Source organism: Neolewinella aquimaris, from assembly GCF_014197245.1.
Lineage (GTDB): Bacteria > Bacteroidota > Bacteroidia > Chitinophagales > Saprospiraceae > Neolewinella > Neolewinella aquimaris.
The window spans coordinates 388,446-408,833 of sequence record NZ_JACIFF010000002.1; the positions used below are offsets into that span (position 1 = coordinate 388,446).

15 protein-coding genes are annotated in these 20,388 nt (G+C 60.0%); 13 read left to right on the plus strand and 2 right to left on the minus strand.

Annotated elements, in window-relative coordinates:
- Positions 1-17 precede the first annotated feature (17 nt).
- The 13 genes from GGR28_RS06140 to aceK all read left to right on the plus strand — a co-directional run bounded on the left by GGR28_RS06140 (position 18) and on the right by aceK (position 19,289).
- Positions 18-1,559 (plus strand): RagB/SusD family nutrient uptake outer membrane protein, encoded by a 1,542-nt coding sequence (locus GGR28_RS06140; RefSeq protein WP_183494863.1) that lies wholly within the window; start codon positions 18-20, stop codon positions 1,557-1,559.
- Between the two features lie 102 nt (positions 1,560-1,661).
- A complete protein-coding gene (locus GGR28_RS06145; protein ID WP_183494864.1) occupies positions 1,662-5,009 on the plus strand; it encodes an FG-GAP-like repeat-containing protein in 3,348 nt (1,115 codons plus the stop codon).
- A 146-nt stretch (positions 5,010-5,155) separates the two neighbouring features.
- A complete protein-coding gene (locus GGR28_RS06150) occupies positions 5,156-6,634 on the plus strand; it encodes a hypothetical protein (RefSeq protein ID WP_183494865.1) in 1,479 nt (492 codons plus the stop codon).
- 104 nt (positions 6,635-6,738) lie between these two features.
- On the plus strand, positions 6,739-8,253 hold the full coding sequence (locus GGR28_RS06155) for a sulfatase-like hydrolase/transferase (RefSeq protein WP_183494866.1): 1,515 nt from the start codon (positions 6,739-6,741) through the stop codon (positions 8,251-8,253).
- Complete coding sequence (locus GGR28_RS06160; protein ID WP_183494867.1) at positions 8,250-10,124, plus strand: FG-GAP-like repeat-containing protein; 1,875 nt, start codon at positions 8,250-8,252, stop codon at positions 10,122-10,124. The genes GGR28_RS06155 and GGR28_RS06160 overlap by 4 nt, the downstream gene beginning before the upstream one ends.
- On the plus strand, positions 10,121-11,731 hold the full coding sequence (locus GGR28_RS06165; protein ID WP_319936707.1) for a sulfatase family protein: 1,611 nt from the start codon (positions 10,121-10,123) through the stop codon (positions 11,729-11,731). The genes GGR28_RS06160 and GGR28_RS06165 overlap by 4 nt, the downstream gene beginning before the upstream one ends.
- A gap of 37 nt (positions 11,732-11,768) precedes the next feature.
- Positions 11,769-13,307, plus strand: a complete 1,539-nt coding sequence (locus GGR28_RS06170; RefSeq protein ID WP_183494868.1) for an alpha-L-fucosidase — start codon at positions 11,769-11,771, stop codon at positions 13,305-13,307.
- A 1-nt stretch (position 13,308) separates the two neighbouring features.
- Positions 13,309-14,103, plus strand: coding sequence for an SDR family oxidoreductase (locus tag GGR28_RS06175; protein ID WP_183494869.1), 795 nt, complete (start codon positions 13,309-13,311; stop codon positions 14,101-14,103).
- Between the two features lie 10 nt (positions 14,104-14,113).
- Positions 14,114-15,460, plus strand: a complete 1,347-nt coding sequence (gene fucP / locus GGR28_RS06180; protein ID WP_183494870.1) for an L-fucose:H+ symporter permease — start codon at positions 14,114-14,116, stop codon at positions 15,458-15,460.
- A gap of 12 nt (positions 15,461-15,472) precedes the next feature.
- A complete protein-coding gene (locus tag GGR28_RS06185; protein WP_183494871.1) occupies positions 15,473-15,805 on the plus strand; it encodes an L-rhamnose mutarotase in 333 nt (110 codons plus the stop codon).
- A gap of 4 nt (positions 15,806-15,809) precedes the next feature.
- Complete coding sequence (locus tag GGR28_RS06190) at positions 15,810-16,634, plus strand: amidohydrolase family protein (protein WP_183494872.1); 825 nt, start codon at positions 15,810-15,812, stop codon at positions 16,632-16,634.
- Between the two features lie 75 nt (positions 16,635-16,709).
- Positions 16,710-17,525 (plus strand): MBL fold metallo-hydrolase, encoded by an 816-nt coding sequence (locus GGR28_RS06195; RefSeq protein WP_183494873.1) that lies wholly within the window; start codon positions 16,710-16,712, stop codon positions 17,523-17,525.
- A 15-nt stretch (positions 17,526-17,540) separates the two neighbouring features.
- Positions 17,541-19,289 (plus strand): bifunctional isocitrate dehydrogenase kinase/phosphatase, encoded by a 1,749-nt coding sequence (gene aceK / locus GGR28_RS06200; RefSeq protein WP_183494874.1) that lies wholly within the window; start codon positions 17,541-17,543, stop codon positions 19,287-19,289.
- 68 nt (positions 19,290-19,357) lie between these two features.
- Here aceK and GGR28_RS06205 read toward each other — a convergent pair whose 3' ends face one another.
- Positions 19,358-20,155 (minus strand): DUF6338 family protein, encoded by a 798-nt coding sequence (locus tag GGR28_RS06205; protein WP_183494875.1) that lies wholly within the window; start codon positions 20,153-20,155, stop codon positions 19,358-19,360.
- A gap of 2 nt (positions 20,156-20,157) precedes the next feature.
- A complete protein-coding gene (locus GGR28_RS06210) occupies positions 20,158-20,352 on the minus strand; it encodes a hypothetical protein (RefSeq protein ID WP_183494876.1) in 195 nt (64 codons plus the stop codon).
- Positions 20,353-20,388 lie beyond the last annotated feature (36 nt).

Sequence of the window (20,388 nt, forward strand, 5' to 3'; positions counted from 1 at the left end):
TCCCAATAAGAATAATCATGCGAAATACCATACGATTTTCGTGGTTGCTGTTGCTCCCCCTCCTGTTCACCCTGTCTTCGTGCAACGATGACCTGCTGACGGAACAACCAAGCAACTTCCTGGCGCCCACCAACTTTTACCGCAATGCCAACGACGCCCAGATCGCGCTGGCGGGCCTCTATGCCGGACAAATGCGCGTCCAGGGATACGTCGGAGGTGATGCGGGCGTAGCCCTGCTGTGGGGCCTCCACGGCACGGACGAAATCATCATCCCACCGTGGGCGCCGGCCGGACGCCTATCCCTCTTCCTGTGGAACTTCAATCCCACCCTTGACGTGATCGAGACGGTATACCAACGCCACTACGAAGAGATCAACCGCATCAATACGGTACTGAACCGGGTCGGCATGATGGGAGAAGATCAGATCAGCGATGAGGTGAGGGCCGATGTGCTGGCACAGGCCAAAGCACTCCGGGCCAGTTTCTACTTTAACCTCGTGCGCCTCTACAACCGCGTCCCCCTGGTCCTCGAGGAGCGGGAAAATCTGGAAAACCTGGAATTCACCCAGGCGGAACCCGGGGAGATTTACGCCCAGGTCGTGAAGGATCTGACCGAAGCCATCGCCGTACTGGAGCCGGCCAGTAACGTGAGCCGAATTTCCAAAGGTGCCGCCCAGGCTTTGCTCGGGAAGGTTTACCTGCAAATGGGCGGCTGGCCCCTGAAGCAAACCGAAAAATACGCGGATGCCGCCAGCCAATTCGGAGCGGTGATCGCCAGTAACCAGTACGCCCTGCTCGAAGACTTTCAGCAAGTGTTCGACTACGAAAACGAGCTCAACGACGAGATGGTCTGGGTGGTCCAGCACGACGGCCCCGGCGTAAACATCGACGGCACCCAGAACTCCAACCTCGGCACCTTTATGGGACCCGCGGGCAGGCTCGAAGAGGGAGCCGGCTGGGGTACCGCCTGGTTGGCGACCAAACTGGAAAATACCTTCGAACGCGAAGACCTGCGCCGTCGGGTAAGTGTCGCTTACGCTCCGGCCCCCCGGGTGATGGAGGGCGACAGCACCGAGGGACCCAACCAGTGGAAGCCCTGGAAGTGGCAGAAGCCCAACCCCAACAACTGGGGCAACGATACGCCCTTCGACTACCCCTACATTCGCTACGCCAACGTGCTGCTCGGATTCGCCGAGGCGGATGCCCGCGCCAACGGAACCGTGACCCAGGAAGCCGTAAACGCCATCAACCTGGTACGCGCTCGCGCCCGCGGCGATGCGGATCCCAACAAGGTATTGGTCCCCTACACCACGGCCATGCCGCTGGAAGAATTCATCGATGCCGTACTTGAAGAACGCTACCTCGAACTCGCCTTTGAGGGGCACCGCAAGGGCGACCTGATCCGTACCGAACGGGCGGTGGAAGTGATGTCGAGCCTGGAAAAGCAGACCGCCGTATGGCCCGGCGCTCCGGAGCCGGCGGAGTACAAACAGTTGTGGCCCATTCCGCAGTCGGTACTGGACCTGAACCCGGCCCTAAAGCAAAACCCGGGCTGGTAGTATTACCGTAGCTCCCGATCCGACTGACGTCCTGGCAAATTCTTCGTAATTCGCCGGGACGTTTTTGTGTTATATTTTGAAGCTGAAAGTCGATCCACATCCATGCTTACCCGCGCCACTTACCTGCTGCTGTTTCTGCTCACCGCCTGCCAGGCCGATCAGCCCGATCAGGCACCGGTACCGGACCGCGAGACGGCACCCGCCACTACCTTTTCCCGCCGCTCCCCCTCCGAAAGCGGTATTGATTTCGTCAATCACGTCGAGGAAAATTTCACTAACTTCTTCGCCCGCTTCCAGTACGTGTACAACGGCGGCGGTGTGGCCATCGGAGACATCGACGGCGACGGACTGAGCGACATCTACTTCACCGCCAACGAAACCGACAACCGCCTTTACAAAAACTTGGGTAACCTGCGGTTTGAGGACGTCACCCAACGGGGCGGGGTCGCAGGAGCCGGCGGATGGGACAACGGCACGGTCATGGCGGACGTGAACGGCGACGGCCACCTCGATATTTACGTATGCCGGGGAGGCTCGAAGGACAATAGCCCGGAGGCGGACCGCCGCAACCTCCTCTACCTCAACGACGGCAGCGGCCAATTCCGGGAAGCCGCCGCGGAACTCGGGCTGGACGACGCCGGCTACTCTCTGCAGGCCGTCTTCTTCGACTACGATAACGACAACGACCTGGACGCCTACATCACCAACCGCCCCGATACCTACTTTATCCCCTACACCGAGGTGCTGAAGGCAAAGCAAGCGCAGGACCCCGCCTACAGCGACCAACTCTACCGCAACGACGGCGGCCGGTTCGTTAACGTCACCGAACAGGCCGGCATCAGCGGCAACTTCGGCTATGGACTGGGACTGGTGACGGCCGACGTCAACCAGGACGGCTACCAGGACATCCTCGTCTCCAACGACTACCTCGAAAGCGACTACCTCTACGAGAATCAGGGCGACGGCACCTTCCGCGAGCGCATCGCGGAGTACACCAACCACACCAGTTTTTACGGGATGGGCATCGACGTCAGCGACCTCAACAACGACGGGCTGGAAGACATCATCCAGCTCGACATGTCGCCGGAAGACTACGTGCGCTCGAAGACCACCATGGCGAGCATGAACGTCGAGATGTACCGCACCATCATGGCCAGCGGCTTCCACGATCAGTATATGCACAATACCCTCCAGCTCAACCGGGGCAACGGCCGTTTCAGTGAGATCGGCCAGCTGGCGGGCATCGCTAAATCAGACTGGAGCTGGGCCTGCCTGGGTGCGGACTACGACAACGACGGCTGGAAGGAGATCTTCATCACCAACGGCTACCGCCGCGATGTTGCCGACAAGGACGGAAATGCGGAATTTCGGGCCTACCTGCAGAGCGAGGAACGAGCGAACCGGACGGACGAGGAAAATGCCGCCCACGTCATCAATCTTTTCCGGTCCGCCCCCCAGCAAAATTACCTGTTCGACAACAACGGCGACCTGACCTTCACCTCCGTCGCCGAGCAGTGGGGACTGAGCGAAGAGACCTTCTCCAACGGTGCCGCCTACGGAGACCTCGACAACGACGGGGACCTCGACCTGGTCGTGAATAACCTGGAAGCGGAGGCCTTCCTCTACGAAAACGAACGCACGGGGAGCAACTTTCTGCGGGTATCCCTGGCCGGCCCGGACGGCAACCGCTTCGGGATCGGAGCGACGGTTACCCTGCGCAGCGGCGAAAAGATCCAGTACCAGGAAATGCGGACCGTGCGGGGCTACCTCTCTTCGGTAGAGCCGATCCTGCACTTCGGCCTGGGTGAGGATAAGGAGATTGGTGAGCTATTGATCCGGTGGCCCGACGGAAAACAGCAAACCATCACTGCTCCCGCCCCCAATCAGACGCTGGAAATAGCTTACCGTTCTGCCGTCACTGAACCTGCGTCCCCGCCCAAAACAGAGCCGTTGCTGGTGGACGTTACGGCGGAACGGTTCGGCACGCCGATCGTGCACGAGGAGAATGAATTTGACGACTACCGGAGTCAGATCCTGCTGCCGCACGCGCTTTCGCAGCAGGGCCCGGCGCTGGCCGTAGCGGATGTGGACGGGGACGGGCTGGAAGACTTTTACGTGGGCGGCGCCAAGCGCTTTGCCGGGCGACTTTACCTGCAGCAAGCCGACGGCAGCTTCGAAGAAACGAGCTACCCCGGGGGACCGGACGCAAATTCGGAGGACGTAGGGGCAAGTTTTTTTGATGCGGACGGAGACGGGGATCAGGACCTCTACGTCGTCAGCGGCGGCAGTGAATTTCCGGAGGGGTCCCCGGATTTTCAGGACCGGCTGTACCTGAACGACGGCAGCGGAAAGTTCAGTAAGTCGGACGCGCTGCCCGAGATCAGCAGCAGCGGATCGTGCGCCGTCCCCTACGATATGGATGGCGACGGCGACCTCGACCTGTTTGTCGGCGGCCGCCTGGTACCGGCCCGCTACCCCGCCGCGCCGCGCAGCTACTTACTAGAGAACCGGAACGGAAAGTTTGTCGACGTCACCGCCGAACGGGCCCCCAAACTGGCCGACATCGGTATGGTGAGCTCGGCCGTCTGGAGCGATCTCGACGGAGACGGGCGTGCGGAATTGATCGTGGTGGGTGAATGGATGCCAATCACCGTGTTTTCGGACGGGGGTGGCGGCTACGTCAACGTCACCGAGCGGTACGGCCTGGAGGGCACGAGCGGTTGGTGGAACAAAATTGTCGCGGCGGATTACGATGGGGACGGCGACACCGACTACCTGGTCGGCAACCTGGGACTGAACTATAAATTTCACGCCAGTCCGGAGCACCCCTTTTTGGTCTTTGCCAGCGACTTTGACGAAAACGGCAGCAACGACATTTTTTTGGCCAAGGAGAACGACGAGACCCTGGTGCCCGTGCGCGGCCGGGAATGCTCCTCCCAGCAGATTCCCGCCATTGCGGAGCGGTTTCCGACCTACGAGGCCTTTGCCCACGCGGACCTTTCCGAAATTCTCGACGGCAAGACCGAAAGTGCGCTGCGCTACGAGGCCAAGGAGTTTGCCAGTGTGGTATTGGTCAACGACGGTCGGGGCGGCCTGACCCCGCAACGGCTGCCCGTGGAAGCCCAGTTTTCGGTGATCAACGGAATCGTAGTTGTGGACCTCGACGGCGACGGAACCTCCGAAATTGTCACCGCGGGGAATAAGTACGAAGTGGAGATCGAGACCACCCGCGCCGATGCCGGACTGGGAACGGTGATGGTGCGGAGACCGGCGGGGGAACTCGTAGCCTTGCCGCCGACCGCTTCCGGCCTGTCGCTTTACGGCAACGTGAAGGATTTGCGGGCCATTCAACTGGGGGAAGCGGGAAGAGTTGGGTTATTAGTGGCTGAGAACGGCGGTGAACTACGGTTATTGACCCCCTCCGGGAGTGGGCAGAAGGTAGGAAAATAGGGAGTTTCAGCGGTTTTGGCCATGAGTGCTAGTCTTTGCAACATCTGTTGCGTGACCTGAGGAAGTGGATGGTGACATTTACCATCGATCATGCAAGCCGCCCTAATCCTACCTGCGGTCTGCCTCACTCCTAAGTACAGGTCTACATGAAATCAACTGCACCCCTTCGATCCGCCCATTTGATTATCGGTCTGTTGGCCGTGTTCATCCTTTCGCTATCCTCCTGCCTGGAAGACGACGACTTCAATAACTTCCGCCCGGTCACCTTCATCATTAAGGCAGACGTCCTGACCGTAGAGGAGGGCAACAGCATCACTTTCCAAGACAGCTCGATTGACGCCAGCAGCCGTATCTGGACCTTTCCCGGGGGATCGCCCGAAACGTCGACGGATCTGACGCCGACCGTGCGGTATGACTCGACCGGCACGTACTACCCAACGGTCACCACCACTTTTGCGGACGGCACCACCCAGACGCGGACGCTGGAAGTCACGGTGGTCGCATCTATCGTACCCGGCTTTCGGGCGAGCGCCGTCGAGGCCCTGCCCGGCACCAGGATCGACTTCACGAACGAGACCCAGGGGGTCGGTGATATTCCGCCCACGATGATCGATTCGAACGTGATCTACAAGTGGGTCTTTGAGGGGGTATCGAGCGACACGATCATCGGCAACAACCCGAGCGTGGTCTACGATGAACTTGGGAATTACGACGTATCGCTTACCGTGATCAGAAGGTCGACCAATTCAAGGGTCACTGTCGTGAAGGAAGACTTCATTCAGATCGTGTCCGCCCTGCGGATCGCGCCGAATAAAGTGGAATTCAACGAGGACGGCAGTAAACTGATGCTCACGTTTTCGGAGTCCTTAACGCCCCCCGACGCGGCGGATGTAGACAAACTCAGCCTCACGGCGGGCGACGGAAGTTCGGTGACCATCAACTCACTGGAGGCCAGCGACAACACCCTTGTCCTGAACCTTGCCGCGGGCTCGCTCGTCGAAGATGAAACTTACAAACTGTCGTACAGCGACGGCACCCTCGGATTTGGGAGCGGTGCGATCGTTTCCGACCTGGACGAGTACGAAGTAACCTACTACGGTGCCTACAACTGGGTGCCGGTAGACTACAGCACCGCCAACGGAACGCGGGACGTAGTGGTCGACGGAAAGACCTTCGAATGGACGACCGCGGACGTGAGGGGCGGCTTCCAGGCCAATGGTGCCATCAGCTTGCTTCACCCGACCGATCCGAACTATTACGTGCTGACCACCGAGGTCGGTCCCACTGCCCTCACCCTACAAGTAACGCCGAAGGACGGTGCCAGCTTCAGTGACCTACGGGCCATCGCCCTCGAACTGTACAACATGGGCCCCGCCGGCACCACCTATACGTTCAGTCATCCCGTGCGGGTGCTCCAGACCTCGGCTCCCGATCATCCGGACACCCCCGTTGTGACGAGTCTTAGTGAAGGTGGAAAGGTGGTGACCCTCGACAGCACGCCCGGTCGCTTCCCCAAGGTTCGCATGGTCGTACTACTGGAAAACCCGGCCGACGCCGCAAATTTCACTATGACCAGCAGCCACGGCGAACCTACGATCGCCTACCCGACCCCCTCCGGATTCTAAGTCCACGAATATTGCATGTTTACATAGATCGATAGTTTTACGAGTCGCCGTAGGTTGGCGCAAGCCGACCTACGGACCTCCTTTTCATCGATAATTCAGCAACCATGTTCCGCAAATTTCTCCCCTTCGCCGGTTTACTGTGCTGCTGCCTCTTCTGGGCGTGCGGTGAGACGGCGGAGACGTCAGGAGACGAAAAAAAGTACAACGTCCTGTTTATTTTCTCCGACGATCAGACCTTCAGTACCGTCGGTGCCCTCGGAAGTACAACGATCCACACCCCCAACCTCGACCGGCTCGTAAACAGCGGGACCACCTTTACCCACGCCTACAACATGGGTGCCTGGAACGGTGCCGTCTGCCTGGCCTCCCGGGCCATGCTCAACTGCGGGCGCAGCGTCTGGCACGCCGACCAATTCCGACAGGGATGGATAAGCGGAGATTCCACCGCATTTCAACAGAGCTGGGGCCCACTGATGGCCGACGCCGGCTACGCAACCTACATGACCGGCAAGTGGCACATCGATGCCCCGGCCAACGAATTCTTCGAACGGACCGGAACCATACGGGCGGGTATGCCCGAAGATGCCTGGGGCCACGCCGGCATGGGTAAGGCCTTTAAAGAACTTGGCGACGGCGACCCCGCAACCATCATGCCCGTCGGCTACAACCGGCCTCTAGGCCCCGATGACCGGAGTTGGAGCCCTACTGACACCGCCCGCGGCGGCTTCTGGAAGGAAGGACGGCACTGGAGCGAAGTGGTGGCTGATGAGGTCCTCACCTTCATCGAATCCATCCCTACGGATCCACGCCCTGACTTTCTGTACGTCGCGTTTAATGCCCCCCACGATCCCCGCCAGGCCCCGCAGCGATTCCAGGATATGTACCCCGTGGACAGTATGGCCCTGCCGGCCTCCTTCCGCCCCCTCGACCCGGACCGAATGGCTATGGGTGCAGGCCCTGCCCTACGCGATGAGGCCCTTGCCCCCTTTCCCCGCACCCCCTACGCCGTGCGGACGCACCGGAGTGAATATTACGCCCTCATAACCCACCTCGACGAGCAGATCGGCCGCGTGCTCGATGCCCTGGAGGAAAGTGGAGAGGCCGAGCGGACCATCATCATCTACACCTCCGACCACGGGCTGGCCGTCGGAAACCACGGACTCATCGGCAAGCAGAACCTCTACGATCACAGCATCCGGGTGCCCTTCATTATCGCCGGGCCGGGCATTCCCGCGGGGAAACGAATCGATGAAGACATCTACCTCCAGGACGCCATGGCAACGGCACTCGACGTGGCCGGCATCGAGCGCCCCGACTACGTAGAATTCAATTCCGTACTACCGCTGATCGAGGGGGAAGAAAGCAGCTACCCCGCCATCTACGGGGCCTACACCAAGACCCAGCGCATGATCCGCAAGGACGGCTACAAGCTGATCGTCTACCCCCGGGCGGAGAAAATCCTGCTTTTCGACCTTACGGCGGACCCCGAGGAAATTAACGATCTGGCCGGCGACCCCACCCAGCGCGAACGGGTGGAAACGATGTTTTCCGATCTGCTGGAGCTTCAGCGGGAGATGGACGACCCCCTTGACCTGACCATGCTCAATCCCGCCAAATGAGAATACTCGTCGTCATCCCGGTAGTGCTGAGTCTGTCGCTCTGCGGTCAGTCCTTTACCGAGGTGGCGGCGGCGGCCGGGGTGCGTCACCGTACCCACGATCCACACCTGATCTCCGGCGGCGTTGTGTGGTTCGACTACAACGGCGACCGCTACCCCGACCTCTTCCTCACCGGCGGGGGCGGCAACAACCACCTGTACCGCAACAACTGGGACGGCACCTTCACCGACGTGACCGTGCGGGCGGGCCTGCACCGGGGCGGGCGGTCAATAGGCGCCGTGAGCGGAGACCTCGACGGCGACGGCGACCAGGACCTGTTCGTCACCACCGACGCCGGAGAACCCAACTTACTCTTCCGCAACGAAGGAGACGGGCGGTTTACCGAAGTGCACGCGCGCAGTGGAATTACGCAAGCCTCTTACTCTACCGCCGCGACCATTGGAGACCTCGACGGCGACGGCCTGCCCGACATCTATGTCGCCAACTACCTGGCTACCGCGGAACCGCGCGACGGCGGTCTTCCCAACTTCTACTACCGTAACGAGGGCAACTTTCAGTTTACCGAACAGGCCGCCGCGCTCGGGCTGGACGACCGGGGCTGCGGCCTGGGTGCCGTCTTCACCGACCTCGACGACGACGGAGACCGGGACCTGCTCATCGCCAACGACTACGGCTACCTGGTCAGTGCCAACGAAGTATTGCTCAACGAATCTCCTTTGCACCCGCGCGCCGCCGCCCGCATTGGAATGGACGCGACCGTGAATGCAATGGGTATCGCGGTGGGCGACTACGACCGTGACGGGGACCTCGACTACTACATCACCAACATCCGCGATAACCTGCTGTACGAAAACCTGGATGCGGGTGAATACTTTGCGTTTCAGAGCAGCCGGACCGGCACCAGTCTTGCCGAACGGACGAGCTGGGGGGCCGCCTTCGCGGACTTCGATAACGACGGCTATCCGGACCTGGCCATCGCCAACGGACAGATCGTAGAAAACGGTGAGCTAGAGCAAGCCGATGTGCTGTACCGTGGCTCGGCGGACCGAAAATTTACCGACGTATCTGACGCAGCCGGTTTTACCAGCGTAACCCGCGGTCGGGGTCTGGCGGCGGCTGATTACGATCTGGACGGCGACGTGGATATTGCGATCAACGTCGTCTCCCCCTCGGCTACAGCGGCCGATCCCGCCCTGCTCTACCGCAACGATACCGCCCCAGGGAATTGGCTCACCGTGCGCCTGCAAGACCCACAAAATTATGAGGGCAAGGTGACGGCGTACGTCGATGGTACTCCCCTTCTGCGCGAGATCGACGGCGGCAGCAGCTACCTGTCGCAGTCTAACGTGCCCCTCCACTTCGGGCTGGGTGCCGCTACCACGGTCGACAGCATCGTAATTCGGTGGCCGGGTAAAGCAGTCAACACCCTGAAGAATATTGCCGCAAACCAGCACCTGGAAGTAAGGAAGGACGGCAGTTTTTACCGCTATGTGCACCGCAACAACGGCAATGACAACGGATCGGACTTCGCCTTTCACACCGAGATGCTTACGGCCGCCGACGGCACCGACAGCCTGCTGCTCATCATCCGCGGGGATGCAGGAACGGTAGCCACGCATGACCCGACCGACGAATTCGTGTTCCGGCTGGGCCCAAATCCTGCTAGAGACGTGATTTTCATTACGCACAACCTACCTACGGCAACCCGGATCGATCTCTTCGACCTGAACGGCAAACTGCTTTTTCAGGAGTTACTGCCGGGCGCAAGCTCTCCGGTTTCCATCGATCTGTCGGGCTTTTCACCGGGGCTCTATCTCTGTCGGATCACCAACGGCAGCCGGGCCTATACCCAAAAATTCATCCACCTGTGAGAACTCTCACCCTCCTGCTGTGCCTACTAGCGGCATTTACTCTGCACCGGTGCAACACCGCTACGGCGGCTACTTCCGTGACCCCGGGGGCGGCTCCGCTGAACATTATCTACATCATGTCGGACGACCACACGACCCAGGCCGTCGGTGCCTACGGTAGTCGGCTGGCCCCCCTGAATCCGACGCCCAACCTCGATGCCCTGGCCCGGGAGGGAACCCTGTTCACCAGTGTGTTCTGCACCAATTCGATTTGCACTCCCTCCCGCGGCAACATCATGACGGGACAGTACAGCCAGACCAACGGCATCCGCATTCTCGACGACACCCTGCCCCCCGCGCGGCAGTACCTGCCCCTGGAAATGAAAAAACTGGGCTACCAAACCGCCATGATCGGCAAGTGGCACCTGAAGGCCGAACCCGCCGCCTACGACTACTACCAGGTACTGGAAAGCCAGGGACGCTACTTCGATCCGGAATTCCGCAGCAGTACGGCCGGCCAGTGGCCCGACAACATGGTCTCCTACGAGGGCCACTCCAGCGACGTGATCACCGACATCACCCTCGACTGGCTGAAGAGCAAGCGCGACAAGCAGCAGCCCTTCTTCCTGATGCACCACTACAAGGCGCCCCACGACGACTTCGAGTTTGCGCCCCGCTACGCCGACTACCTCGAGGACACCTACATCCCGGAGCCCGCCAACCTGTATCCCCGCAACGAACCCGGCTTCGGCTCCGAAGCGACCCGCGGCAGCCACGACAGCCTGATCCACGAGATCGGAACCTCGGTCAGCGACCGCCACACCTACCGCAATTACGTCGACCAGTACGGCATCGCCATTGAGCCCCGCGACGCTGCCACCAGCGCCGGCTACCAGCAGTACCTGAAGAACTACCTGCGCTGCGTAAAGGGGGTCGACGACAACCTCAAACGCCTCTTCGACTACCTGAAGGCCGAGGGACTCTGGGAGAACACCCTCATCGTTTACACCGGCGATCAGGGCATGATGCTCGGCGAGCACGACTACATCGACAAGCGCTGGATGTACGAGGAAAGCATGCGCATGCCCTTCATCGTGCGCCATCCGGGCGGGGGCGCGGGAGCAACGTCCGACCTGTTAATCAACAACACCGACTTCGCCCCGACGCTGATCGAATGGGCCGGCGGCACCACCCCCAACTACATGCAGGGAAAGAGCTTTGCGCGGTACATCGACGGCAGCGAGCCCGCCGACTGGCGCACCGCCACCTACTACCGCTACTGGATGCACCTCACCCACCACGACGTGCCGGCCCACTTCGGCGTGCGGACCAAAAAGTACAAGCTGATCTTTTACTACAGCCAGCCTTACCGGCAGGAGGAGGTCGGTCGCCAATCGATGTCGTGGATAGACGAATCCTACAAGATCCGTCCGACCCCCGTGGCCTGGGAATTCTACGACCTCTCCAAGGACCCTTACGAAAGCTTCAACCGTTACGGCGACCCGGCCTACACCGAAACCATTCGGGAGTTGAAGGTCCAGCTGAAACAACTCCGCACCGACCTTAACGAAACCGACCAAGACGCACCGGACCTCCAGCGCCTCATCGACGCCAACTGGGACGCCTAAGCGGCGGGAAATTATCGCTACCAAAAATCACAGCACCATGTATAGAATATTGATCCCCCTCTTCCTGCCGCTGCTCGGTTTACTCTTCCTGTACGGCTGTGCGGAGTCGAGTTCCGCCGCCGTGGTCAACCGCGGTGCCAGCCCGAGTCAGCCAACCTACACCGCCGACTGGGAATCGCTGGAAAAGTATAACGAGTCGCCCGACTGGTTCGCGGACTCCAAGCTCGGCATTTACGCACACTGGGGGCCCTACAACGTACCGGCCTTCGGGAGCGAATGGTACCCCCGCAATATGTACGTGGAGGGCAGCAAGGAATTCGAGCACCACAAGCGGACGTACGGCGATCAGTCTGAATTCGGATACCACGATTTTATCCCTCAGTTCACCGCCGAAAAGTTCGACGCGGAGGAATGGGCCCAGCTTATGCAGGATGCCGGCGCGCGCTGGGGCGGCCCGGTCGCCCAGCACCACGACGGCTTTGCAATGTGGGACAGTGAACTCAATCCCTGGAACGCCGCCGACATGGGACCCAAGCGCGACATCACCGGTGAGCTGGTAAAGGCCCTGCGCAAGCGCGACATGAAGGTGATCACTTCCTTCCACCACGCCCGCAACCTACAGCGCAACGCCGCCGACCGGGAACACTGGGCCGGCTGGTCGAGCCACTACCCCTACAATCCCGCCTACGCGACCGCCACCGAGGACCCGAAGCTCCGCTGGCTCTACGGCAACGTACCGGAAAAGGAGTGGTACCCCTACTGGCTCGGGCAGCTCGAGGAAGTGATCGACCAGTACGACCCGGACATCATCTGGTTCGACGTCTGGCTCAACCTGATCCCCGAGCAGTACCGTAAGGAGTTTGTTGCTTACTATTTCAACCACGCCACGGCACGCAACCAGGAGGTCGTGATCGCGCACAAGAAAGACGACCTGCCCATCGAGGTGAGCGTTCTCGACATCGAGCAAGGCGGAAAAACCGACGTATCTGAACGCGTCTGGCTTACCGACATCACCCTGAGTAATCAATCCTGGAGCTACGTGGAAGGCCAGACCTACAAGGACCCCGCCCTGGTGCTGAGAAACTTTATCGACGTGGTATCCAAAAACGGTGTCGTGCTACTCAACATCTCCCCCCGCGCCGACGGCAGCATCCCCCAGGAGCAAAAGGACGTGCTACACACCATGGGCGACTGGCTAAAAAAATACGGGGAAGCCATTTACGGTACCCGCCCCCGCTCGAAGTACGGGTTCGGAAGCGCCAAAACTGAGGAGAATCGCTTCGGGGGGCAGACCGCAACGATCAAGTACTCCGCCTCCGACGTGCGCTACACCGAATCGAAGGACCACAAGGCGATCTACGCCATCTTCCTCGGTGCTCCCGAACCGGGGGAAGTAGAACTGGATGGCCTCGGCGCGATCGATTTTCCCCCAAAAACGCCGGTAAAGCGGGTGACGATACTGGGTACCGATACCGAGCTCGAGTTTGCCTTCGACGTCCACGATAACTACATTGTCATTCCTGCCGGCGTAACCTTCGACGAGATCGCCACGGTAGTCAAACTCGAAATGGAATAATATGGACCTCGGATTAAAGGATAAAGTCGTCGTCATCTCCGGAGCCGCCGGCCACCCCGGCAGCATCGGCGAGGTCATGCTGCGGGCCCTGGCCCGCGAGGGTGCCATACCCGCCGTCGTGGACCGCAACGCCCGCGGCTTCGGCTACGTGGAGGAGTTGCAGGCCCAGGGCATCGATGCCCACTTCGCCCAGACGGACGTGACCGAGCCGGAGCAGATGGCAGCCGCGGTGCAGCAGATCGCCGATAAGTACGGACGCATCGACGCCGTGATCAATAACGTCGGCGTCAACGACGGCGTGAGCCTGGAGGGCAGCCTCGACGACTTCATGTACAGCCTCAAACTCAATATGGTCAGTTACTGGCTGCTGGTCAAGCACTGTTTTCCTTACCTGAAGGAAAGCAAGGGCAACGTGCTCAACATCGGCTCCAAGGTCGGCTATACTGGGCAGGGCAACACCTCCGGCTACGCCGCGGCGAAGGGGGGCGTGCTCGCCCTCACCCGCGAATGGGCCGTCGACTTCGTGAAGTACGGGATGCGCTCAAATGCCATCATCATCGCCGAAAGCTATACCCCGGCCTACGATACGTGGATCCGCGGATTGGAGAATGGCGAGGCTAAACTGAAGTCCATCACCGACCGCATTCCCCTCGAAAACCGGATGACCACTCCGGAGGAAATTGCCAACACGGCCCTGTTCCTCATCTCCGACCTCGCTTCCCACACGACCGGCCAGCACGTCTTCGTCGACGGCGGCTACGTTCACCTCGATCGCGCCCTGCTCACCCAGGCCTAAATTTTTCTACATGTCCCAGTCGAGACCACCCGTGGTGGCCCGCTCCGTTCTCGTGCCCTTCGTTATTGTCACCTCGCTGTTCGCGCTCTGGGGATTTGCCAACGACATCACCAACCCGATGGTCTCGGCCTTCAAAAAGGTGCTGGAGCTCAATAACTTTCAGGCCTCCTGGGTGCAGTTCGCCTTCTACTTCGGCTACTTCACCATGGCGCTGCCCGCCGCGATCTTCGCCAAGAAGTATTCGTACCGCAAAAGCATCATCCTCGGACTGGCCCTCTACGCGACCGGGGCCCTGCTCTTTTACCCGGCGGCCTCCATGGAAAGCTACGGATTTTTCCTGCTGTCGCTCTACATCCTCACCTTCGGACTGGCGTTTCTGGAAACGACGGCAAGTCCCTACATCATGTCGCTCGGATCGGAGGAAACGGCTACCCGCCGCCTCAACCTCGCACAGGCCTTCAATCCTCTCGGCGCCCTCGGCGGACTCATCGTCGCGAAGCAATTCATCCTCTCCAACCTCGAGGTGGAACGCATCGGACAGGAAGCATACGGGGCACTGGATGCTACGGCGAAGGCAGTGGTACGGACGACCGATCTCGCGATCATCCGCAACCCCTACGTGATTCTCGGACTGGTGGTGATCGTCATGCTGGTGCTCTTCGTCGTGGTCAACATGCCGGAAAAGGAAGAGCACGACGACGGACTCGGCATGGGAGCGGCAATCAAGCGACTGTGGCGCCAGGAACGCTACGCCGGCGGCGTCATCGCCCAGGCCTTTTACGTCGGCGCCCAGATCATGTGCTGGACCTACATTTACCAGTACGCCGAATCGATCGGTATTTCCAACGCCGATGCCGTTCCTTACGGCGTCGCCGCCCTGGTGATCTTCCTGGTCGGCCGCTGGGTGGGTACCTACTTACTCAGTTACATCTCCGGAGGAAAACTGCTCTTTTACTTCGCCATCGGCGCGGGGGTGATGACGCTGCTCACCATCTTCATTACGGGCTACGTTGGTCTGCTCTGTCTGGTGGGCATTTCCTTCTTCATGTCGATTATGTTCCCGACCATCTACGGCATTGCGTTGGAGGGACAGGGAGAAGACGCCAAGTTCGGCGCGGCCTTCCTCGTGATGGCCATCGTCGGCGGGGCCCTCATGCCCACCCTGCAGGGGCTTATTCTCGATGTAGGGGGTTCGGCCTACACTGACACCCTCATCCTGGGCGTACCGGAGGTGAATTTCAGTTTCGTGCTGCCGCTGCTCTGCTTTCTGGTCGTCGCCATTTACGGTCACCAGGTCTACTCCAAATTCCCCGCTCCCCACGTCGATCCCGCCCCCCCGGCCCCGCCGCGCCCCTGAAAAAATCGTGCAATGACCCACTACCTGCTCTGCGACCTCAAGGACGATCCCCGGCTCATCGCCGAATACGAAAGCTACCACGCCCCCGGCAACGCCTGGCCCGAAATCACGGCCAGCATCCGCGCCGCCGGCATCACCGACATGCAGATCTTCCGCGCCGGCAACCGACTGGTGATGGTGATGGAAACCGACGATACCTATTCCCCCGAACGACAGGCGGAGATGAATGCCGGCAACCCCAAAGTTCGGGAGTGGGAAGCACTCATGGACACCTACCAGCAGCGACTTCCCTTCGCGGAGCAGGGCGTTAAGTGGGTACCCGCGCATCGCATCTTTAAACTCTGACGCCATGACCCTCGACGCCCACCAGCACTTCTGGCACTACGACCCGGTAAAGGACGCCTGGATCGACGAAACGATGACGGCCATCCGCCGGGATTTTCTCCCCGCCGACCTGGAACCCGTGCTCGCCGCTAACGGGGTTGAAGGTTGCGTCGCCGTGCAGGCCAGTCAGTCGCTTGGCGAAACCGAATTTTTGCTCGCACTGGCCGACCGTCATGACTTTATTCGCGGCGTCGTCGGGTGGGTCGATCTCCGAGCTCCGGAAGTAAGCGATCAATTGGCCCGCTTCGCCGACCACCCGAAATTCGTGGGCGTACGGCACGTGGTGCAGGCGGAACCGGAAGGCTTTATGCTCAACCCGGATTTTCAACGGGGCATCGCCGCGCTACGGGAATTCGACCTCACCTACGACATCCTCATCCTGCAGCACCAACTCGAAGAGGCCAGCGCGCTCGTAGGTGCCTTTCCCGACCAGCCCTTCGTACTCGATCACCTGGCCAAACCACAGGTCAGCAACGGAATGGACCCCGCGTGGGCACACGGCATCCACCGCCTGGCCGACTACCCCAACGTAAGCTGCAAGCTCTCCGGCCTCGTCACCGAAACGACCGACTGGCAGTGGCAAACCGACGACTTCCGTCCCTTCATCGACCACGCCCTATCCACCTTCGGTCCGGATCGCCTTATGTTCGGTTCCGACTGGCCCGTGTGCCGACTCGCCGCCGACTACAGTGAGGTCAAAGAGATCGTCGAAAACGTACTCGCGGGCTTATCGGAAGCGGAGCGCGCGGGTATCTTGGGGGGCAATGCCCAACGTTTTTACGGCTGCTGACACCAAAAGCAAATGGGCGGGAACGCAGGAGCTATTTAATCAGTAAAATAGCCGACCTAACCTGACCTTTACGCCATGATCGTACAGTTGCACTCCCCCTCCCTCCGGCTTTACGAAAGTGCCCTCATGCGCACCGTAACCTCCCTGGTGGTAGGCGATGAGTACCTGTTGCTGGTCGATCCGAACTGGCTGCCGCAGGAGGTAGAATACATTCACTTCGAGGCCGAAGCCCTCCGCGAGGGCCGGAAGTGCTACCTGCTCTTCACCCATTCCGACTACGACCACATCACCGGCTACGGCAAATTTCCCGGTTACACCACCCTTGCTTCCGCGGCATTCGTCAACAGCCCCCAGGGGGAGGAAACCATGGAGCAGATCCGTGCCTTCGACGATGAGTACTACCTCTCCCGGGACTATCCCCTCTCCTACCCCACCATCGACCTTCCAATCGCCGGAGACGGGGTGGAACAAAAAATCGGCGAGGACGCCTACGCTTTTTATCAGGCGCCCGGCCACAACGCCGATGGCCTCATCACCCTCAACCGCAGCCGGGGCATTCTCATCGTCGGCGATTATTTGAGCAACGTAGAGTTCCCATTTGTCTACCACTCCTTCGCCGACTACCGCGAAACCCTCGATAAACTGGCGCACCTGATTGCTACGGAGCCGATCAAGGTCTTGGTTACCGGTCACGGCGATCACACCAGCGACCGCACGGAAATGCTGCACCGGATCGAGGAATCGCGCGGCTACCTCAACGAAGTTGAATCCTGCGTCCGCGACGATCGCTCCTTCGATGCCCAGCCCCTTTTCCAACGGTACGGCTTTCCCCGCGTCATGAAAAAATACCACCAGGCCAACCTGGAACTGGCGCGGCAATCGGTCCGGTAACTTACCTTAACGGGTATGATTTCCACTGCTCCCGCGTTCCCCGCCCTGTTGCACTACGAAGTGGCGCACCGTATCCTAACGGGATACATGAGCTACTATTACCGGTTTAAGCTGATCACGAAACGCGCGCGCATCCGCTTCGAAACCCGCGACTGGCACGGCACCCAGGCCGACGCCCGCAGCCGCATCACCCTGTACCGCGAGGAAGTAGCCGAGACCACCCGTCAGCTCGACGAACTGATGGAAGCGCGACACGCGGACCCCGCCTTCTGGAAAAAAGTACGTGATGCCTTTGCCGAGGATATCGCCCACTTCAATACCCGGAACATCGCCGAGACCTTCTTCAATTCGGTCTACCGTCACGCCTACGGCATCGGTGCCGACCGTGAGGTGATGTTCGTCGTACGCACCGGCAGCTACCGGGAATACGGCGGCATCTCACCGATCACCCACACCCTCGACCTCGGTGACCGGACGCTCCGTGAAACGGTGCGGGCCGTGCTCGACCATTATCCCTTCGAGGCCGAATGGGACGACCGCGAGCGTGACATCGAACTTGTCGCCGACCGGTGGGAAACATTCATACAGACCCACGGGGGTCCGGCCCCGAGCGACCGACTCGAGGTGCTGCACGCCGTCTTCTACCGCAATAAAACGGCCTACATCGTCGGGCGTTTCTCGAAGGGCAACGAGGTGCATCCCTTCATTATGCCCCTCCTCCACCCCGCCAACCGGGGGATCCTCATCGACGCCTTATTATTGGAAGCGGATCAGGTGGTGAGTATCTTTAGCTACCATCGCTCTTACTTCCTGGCCGACATCAGCATCCCGAGCGAGATGGTCGATTTCCTGCAGACCTTCATGCCCAGCAAGCGGGTGAGCGAACTGTACAACGCCATCGGCTTCGAAAAGCACGGGAAGACGGTGTTTTACCGTGAGTTACTGCGGTACTTCAGTAACACCGACCCGGAACTGGACCCCTTCGTGGCCGCCCCCGGCATTGCCGGAATGGTCATGTACGTATTCACGACGCAGGGAATGAATATGGTCTTCAAGGTAATCCGCGATCACTTCGCTCCGCCCAAGCAGGTCACCGCCGCTACCGTAAAGGAGCGCTACGACCTCGTCAAGCGCCACGATCGCGTGGGGCGGATGGCCGACAGCTACCTCTTCGAAAAGCTTTCCCTACCCCTCCAGCGCTTCAGCGCCGAATGCCTGCGGGAACTGCAGGAAACCGCCCCTTCGAAGGTGGAGATCCGCGACGATTGCGTGCTCATCTCCCATGTCTACGTGGAAAAACAGATGACCCCCCTTAATCTTTATCTGCAGACCGCCGATGAAGCCATGGCGCAAAAGGCGCTGCGCGACTACGGGCGCGCCATCAAGCAGCTGGCCGCGGCCAATATCTTCCCGGGCGACCTGCTGCTGAAGAATTTCGGCGTTACCCGCGTCAACCGCGTGGTCTTTTACGATTACGACGAGATCGAACTGGTGACCGACTGCAACTTCCGCCACATTCCCGAACCCCGTACCCCGGAGGAGGAGATGGCCAGTCAGCCCTGGTACTACGTTGGTCCTCACGACATCTTTCCGGAAGAGTTTCCCGGTTTCCTGATGCGATCCGGGCCCTACCTCACTTACCTGCGGGAGCAGCACGGGGAGATCTTCGACGCTGACTTCTGGAATGACATTAAACGCAGATTACTGGACGGGGAGATTATGGATGTGTTTCCTTATCGGACGGGGCACCGGTTTTTGCAGTGAGGAAGTAGTTTGTTAGTCGGTTAGTAGATTAGTTCGTTAGTATGTTAGTCTTTTAGTCTTTTAGTCGGTTAGTCGAGGTCGAAGGATTGGCCTGTGGGGGGGAAGGATGGAGATGGGGGCGGGGCGGCCGGTTCTTCGGTGAAGTAGACGTAGACGATGTTGAGGTTTTTGACCTGGCTGAAGGGGATGACGAGGTAGTCGCCCTTCATCTCGTAGGTGGTGTGGGGGGAGGGCTGCCAGGGGTGGTCGCGGGAACCGGTGATCTTGAGGTTGTCGCGGCGGATGGCGCTGCTGATGAACAGCTGGTCGATGTTCTGTTCGCCGTTGAGGGTGTAGGCATCGAGGGCACCGGTGTAGACGACGAGTTTGCCGCCGCCATCGACCAGCAGATCGACGCGGATGAAGTGCAGGCGCTGCCGTTGTTCGTTGGTGAGGACGTAGCCGTTGAAGTAGCGGTCCCAGTCGTTAAAAACTTGTAGCGCCTTGTGGTCTTTTTCGTAGCCGGTCCGGATGACCCACTGCTGGAGGTAGTAGCCGATGGTAGCGGCGGCCGCGCAGAGTAACAGCAAGTAGACGACGAAGCCATGGTAGCCGGCTTCGAAATTAGCGTAGTCCGCAGCTTGTAGATCGCCGCCGGTACTGAGAAGATAGATCAGGCGCAGGTTAGGATCGGAACCCAGTAACCGGACCACAGCCATCCCCGCTGAGTGAAGCAGCAGGGAGGTGATGAGCATGATGATTGCCTCGCTCAGCAGGCTAAAGTTTAGGCTGCGGCGAATGGAGTTGCTGCGGATGTAGGCGTAACGGAGGGCGATGCCGGGAAGGAGCAGTAGGACGATAAAGAGGGCACCGACCGCGAAATTCATGTTTAGGCGGGGCGCTCGACCTTTTCAATCGCTTGGTTCACCTCCTCGATGGGCACGGCGCGGTACTGCTTGCCCTCGTGCTCGAAGACTTCCTCGAAGCCGCTGTCTGGATCCTGAACCGCGATGGACGACTTCAGGGCGGCCCGCTTCGCCTGCGCGGGCAGTCGACGAAATTCTTTGGACTGGTAGGCCTGCATGGAGAATGTTTTACGAAAGATAGGGCATTTACCACG

Bases quoted from the DNA above. Each gene is read 5' to 3' on its own strand.
- GGR28_RS06140 (WP_183494863.1), top strand. From the start codon at position 18: ATGCGAAATACCATACGATTTTCGTGGTTGCTGTTGCTCCCCCTCCTG.
- GGR28_RS06145 (WP_183494864.1), top strand. From the start codon at position 1,662: ATGCTTACCCGCGCCACTTACCTGCTGCTGTTTCTGCTCACCGCCTGC.
- GGR28_RS06150 (WP_183494865.1), top strand. From the start codon at position 5,156: ATGAAATCAACTGCACCCCTTCGATCCGCCCATTTGATTATCGGTCTG.
- GGR28_RS06155 (WP_183494866.1), top strand. From the start codon at position 6,739: ATGTTCCGCAAATTTCTCCCCTTCGCCGGTTTACTGTGCTGCTGCCTC.
- GGR28_RS06160 (WP_183494867.1), top strand. From the start codon at position 8,250: ATGAGAATACTCGTCGTCATCCCGGTAGTGCTGAGTCTGTCGCTCTGC.
- GGR28_RS06170 (WP_183494868.1), top strand. From the start codon at position 11,769: ATGTATAGAATATTGATCCCCCTCTTCCTGCCGCTGCTCGGTTTACTC.
- GGR28_RS06175 (WP_183494869.1), top strand. From the start codon at position 13,309: ATGGACCTCGGATTAAAGGATAAAGTCGTCGTCATCTCCGGAGCCGCC.
- fucP (WP_183494870.1), top strand. From the start codon at position 14,114: ATGTCCCAGTCGAGACCACCCGTGGTGGCCCGCTCCGTTCTCGTGCCC.
- GGR28_RS06185 (WP_183494871.1), top strand. From the start codon at position 15,473: ATGACCCACTACCTGCTCTGCGACCTCAAGGACGATCCCCGGCTCATC.
- GGR28_RS06190 (WP_183494872.1), top strand. From the start codon at position 15,810: ATGACCCTCGACGCCCACCAGCACTTCTGGCACTACGACCCGGTAAAG.
- GGR28_RS06195 (WP_183494873.1), top strand. From the start codon at position 16,710: ATGATCGTACAGTTGCACTCCCCCTCCCTCCGGCTTTACGAAAGTGCC.
- aceK (WP_183494874.1), top strand. From the start codon at position 17,541: ATGATTTCCACTGCTCCCGCGTTCCCCGCCCTGTTGCACTACGAAGTG.
- GGR28_RS06205 (WP_183494875.1), bottom strand. From the start codon at position 20,155: ATGAATTTCGCGGTCGGTGCCCTCTTTATCGTCCTACTGCTCCTTCCC.
- GGR28_RS06210 (WP_183494876.1), bottom strand. From the start codon at position 20,352: ATGCAGGCCTACCAGTCCAAAGAATTTCGTCGACTGCCCGCGCAGGCG.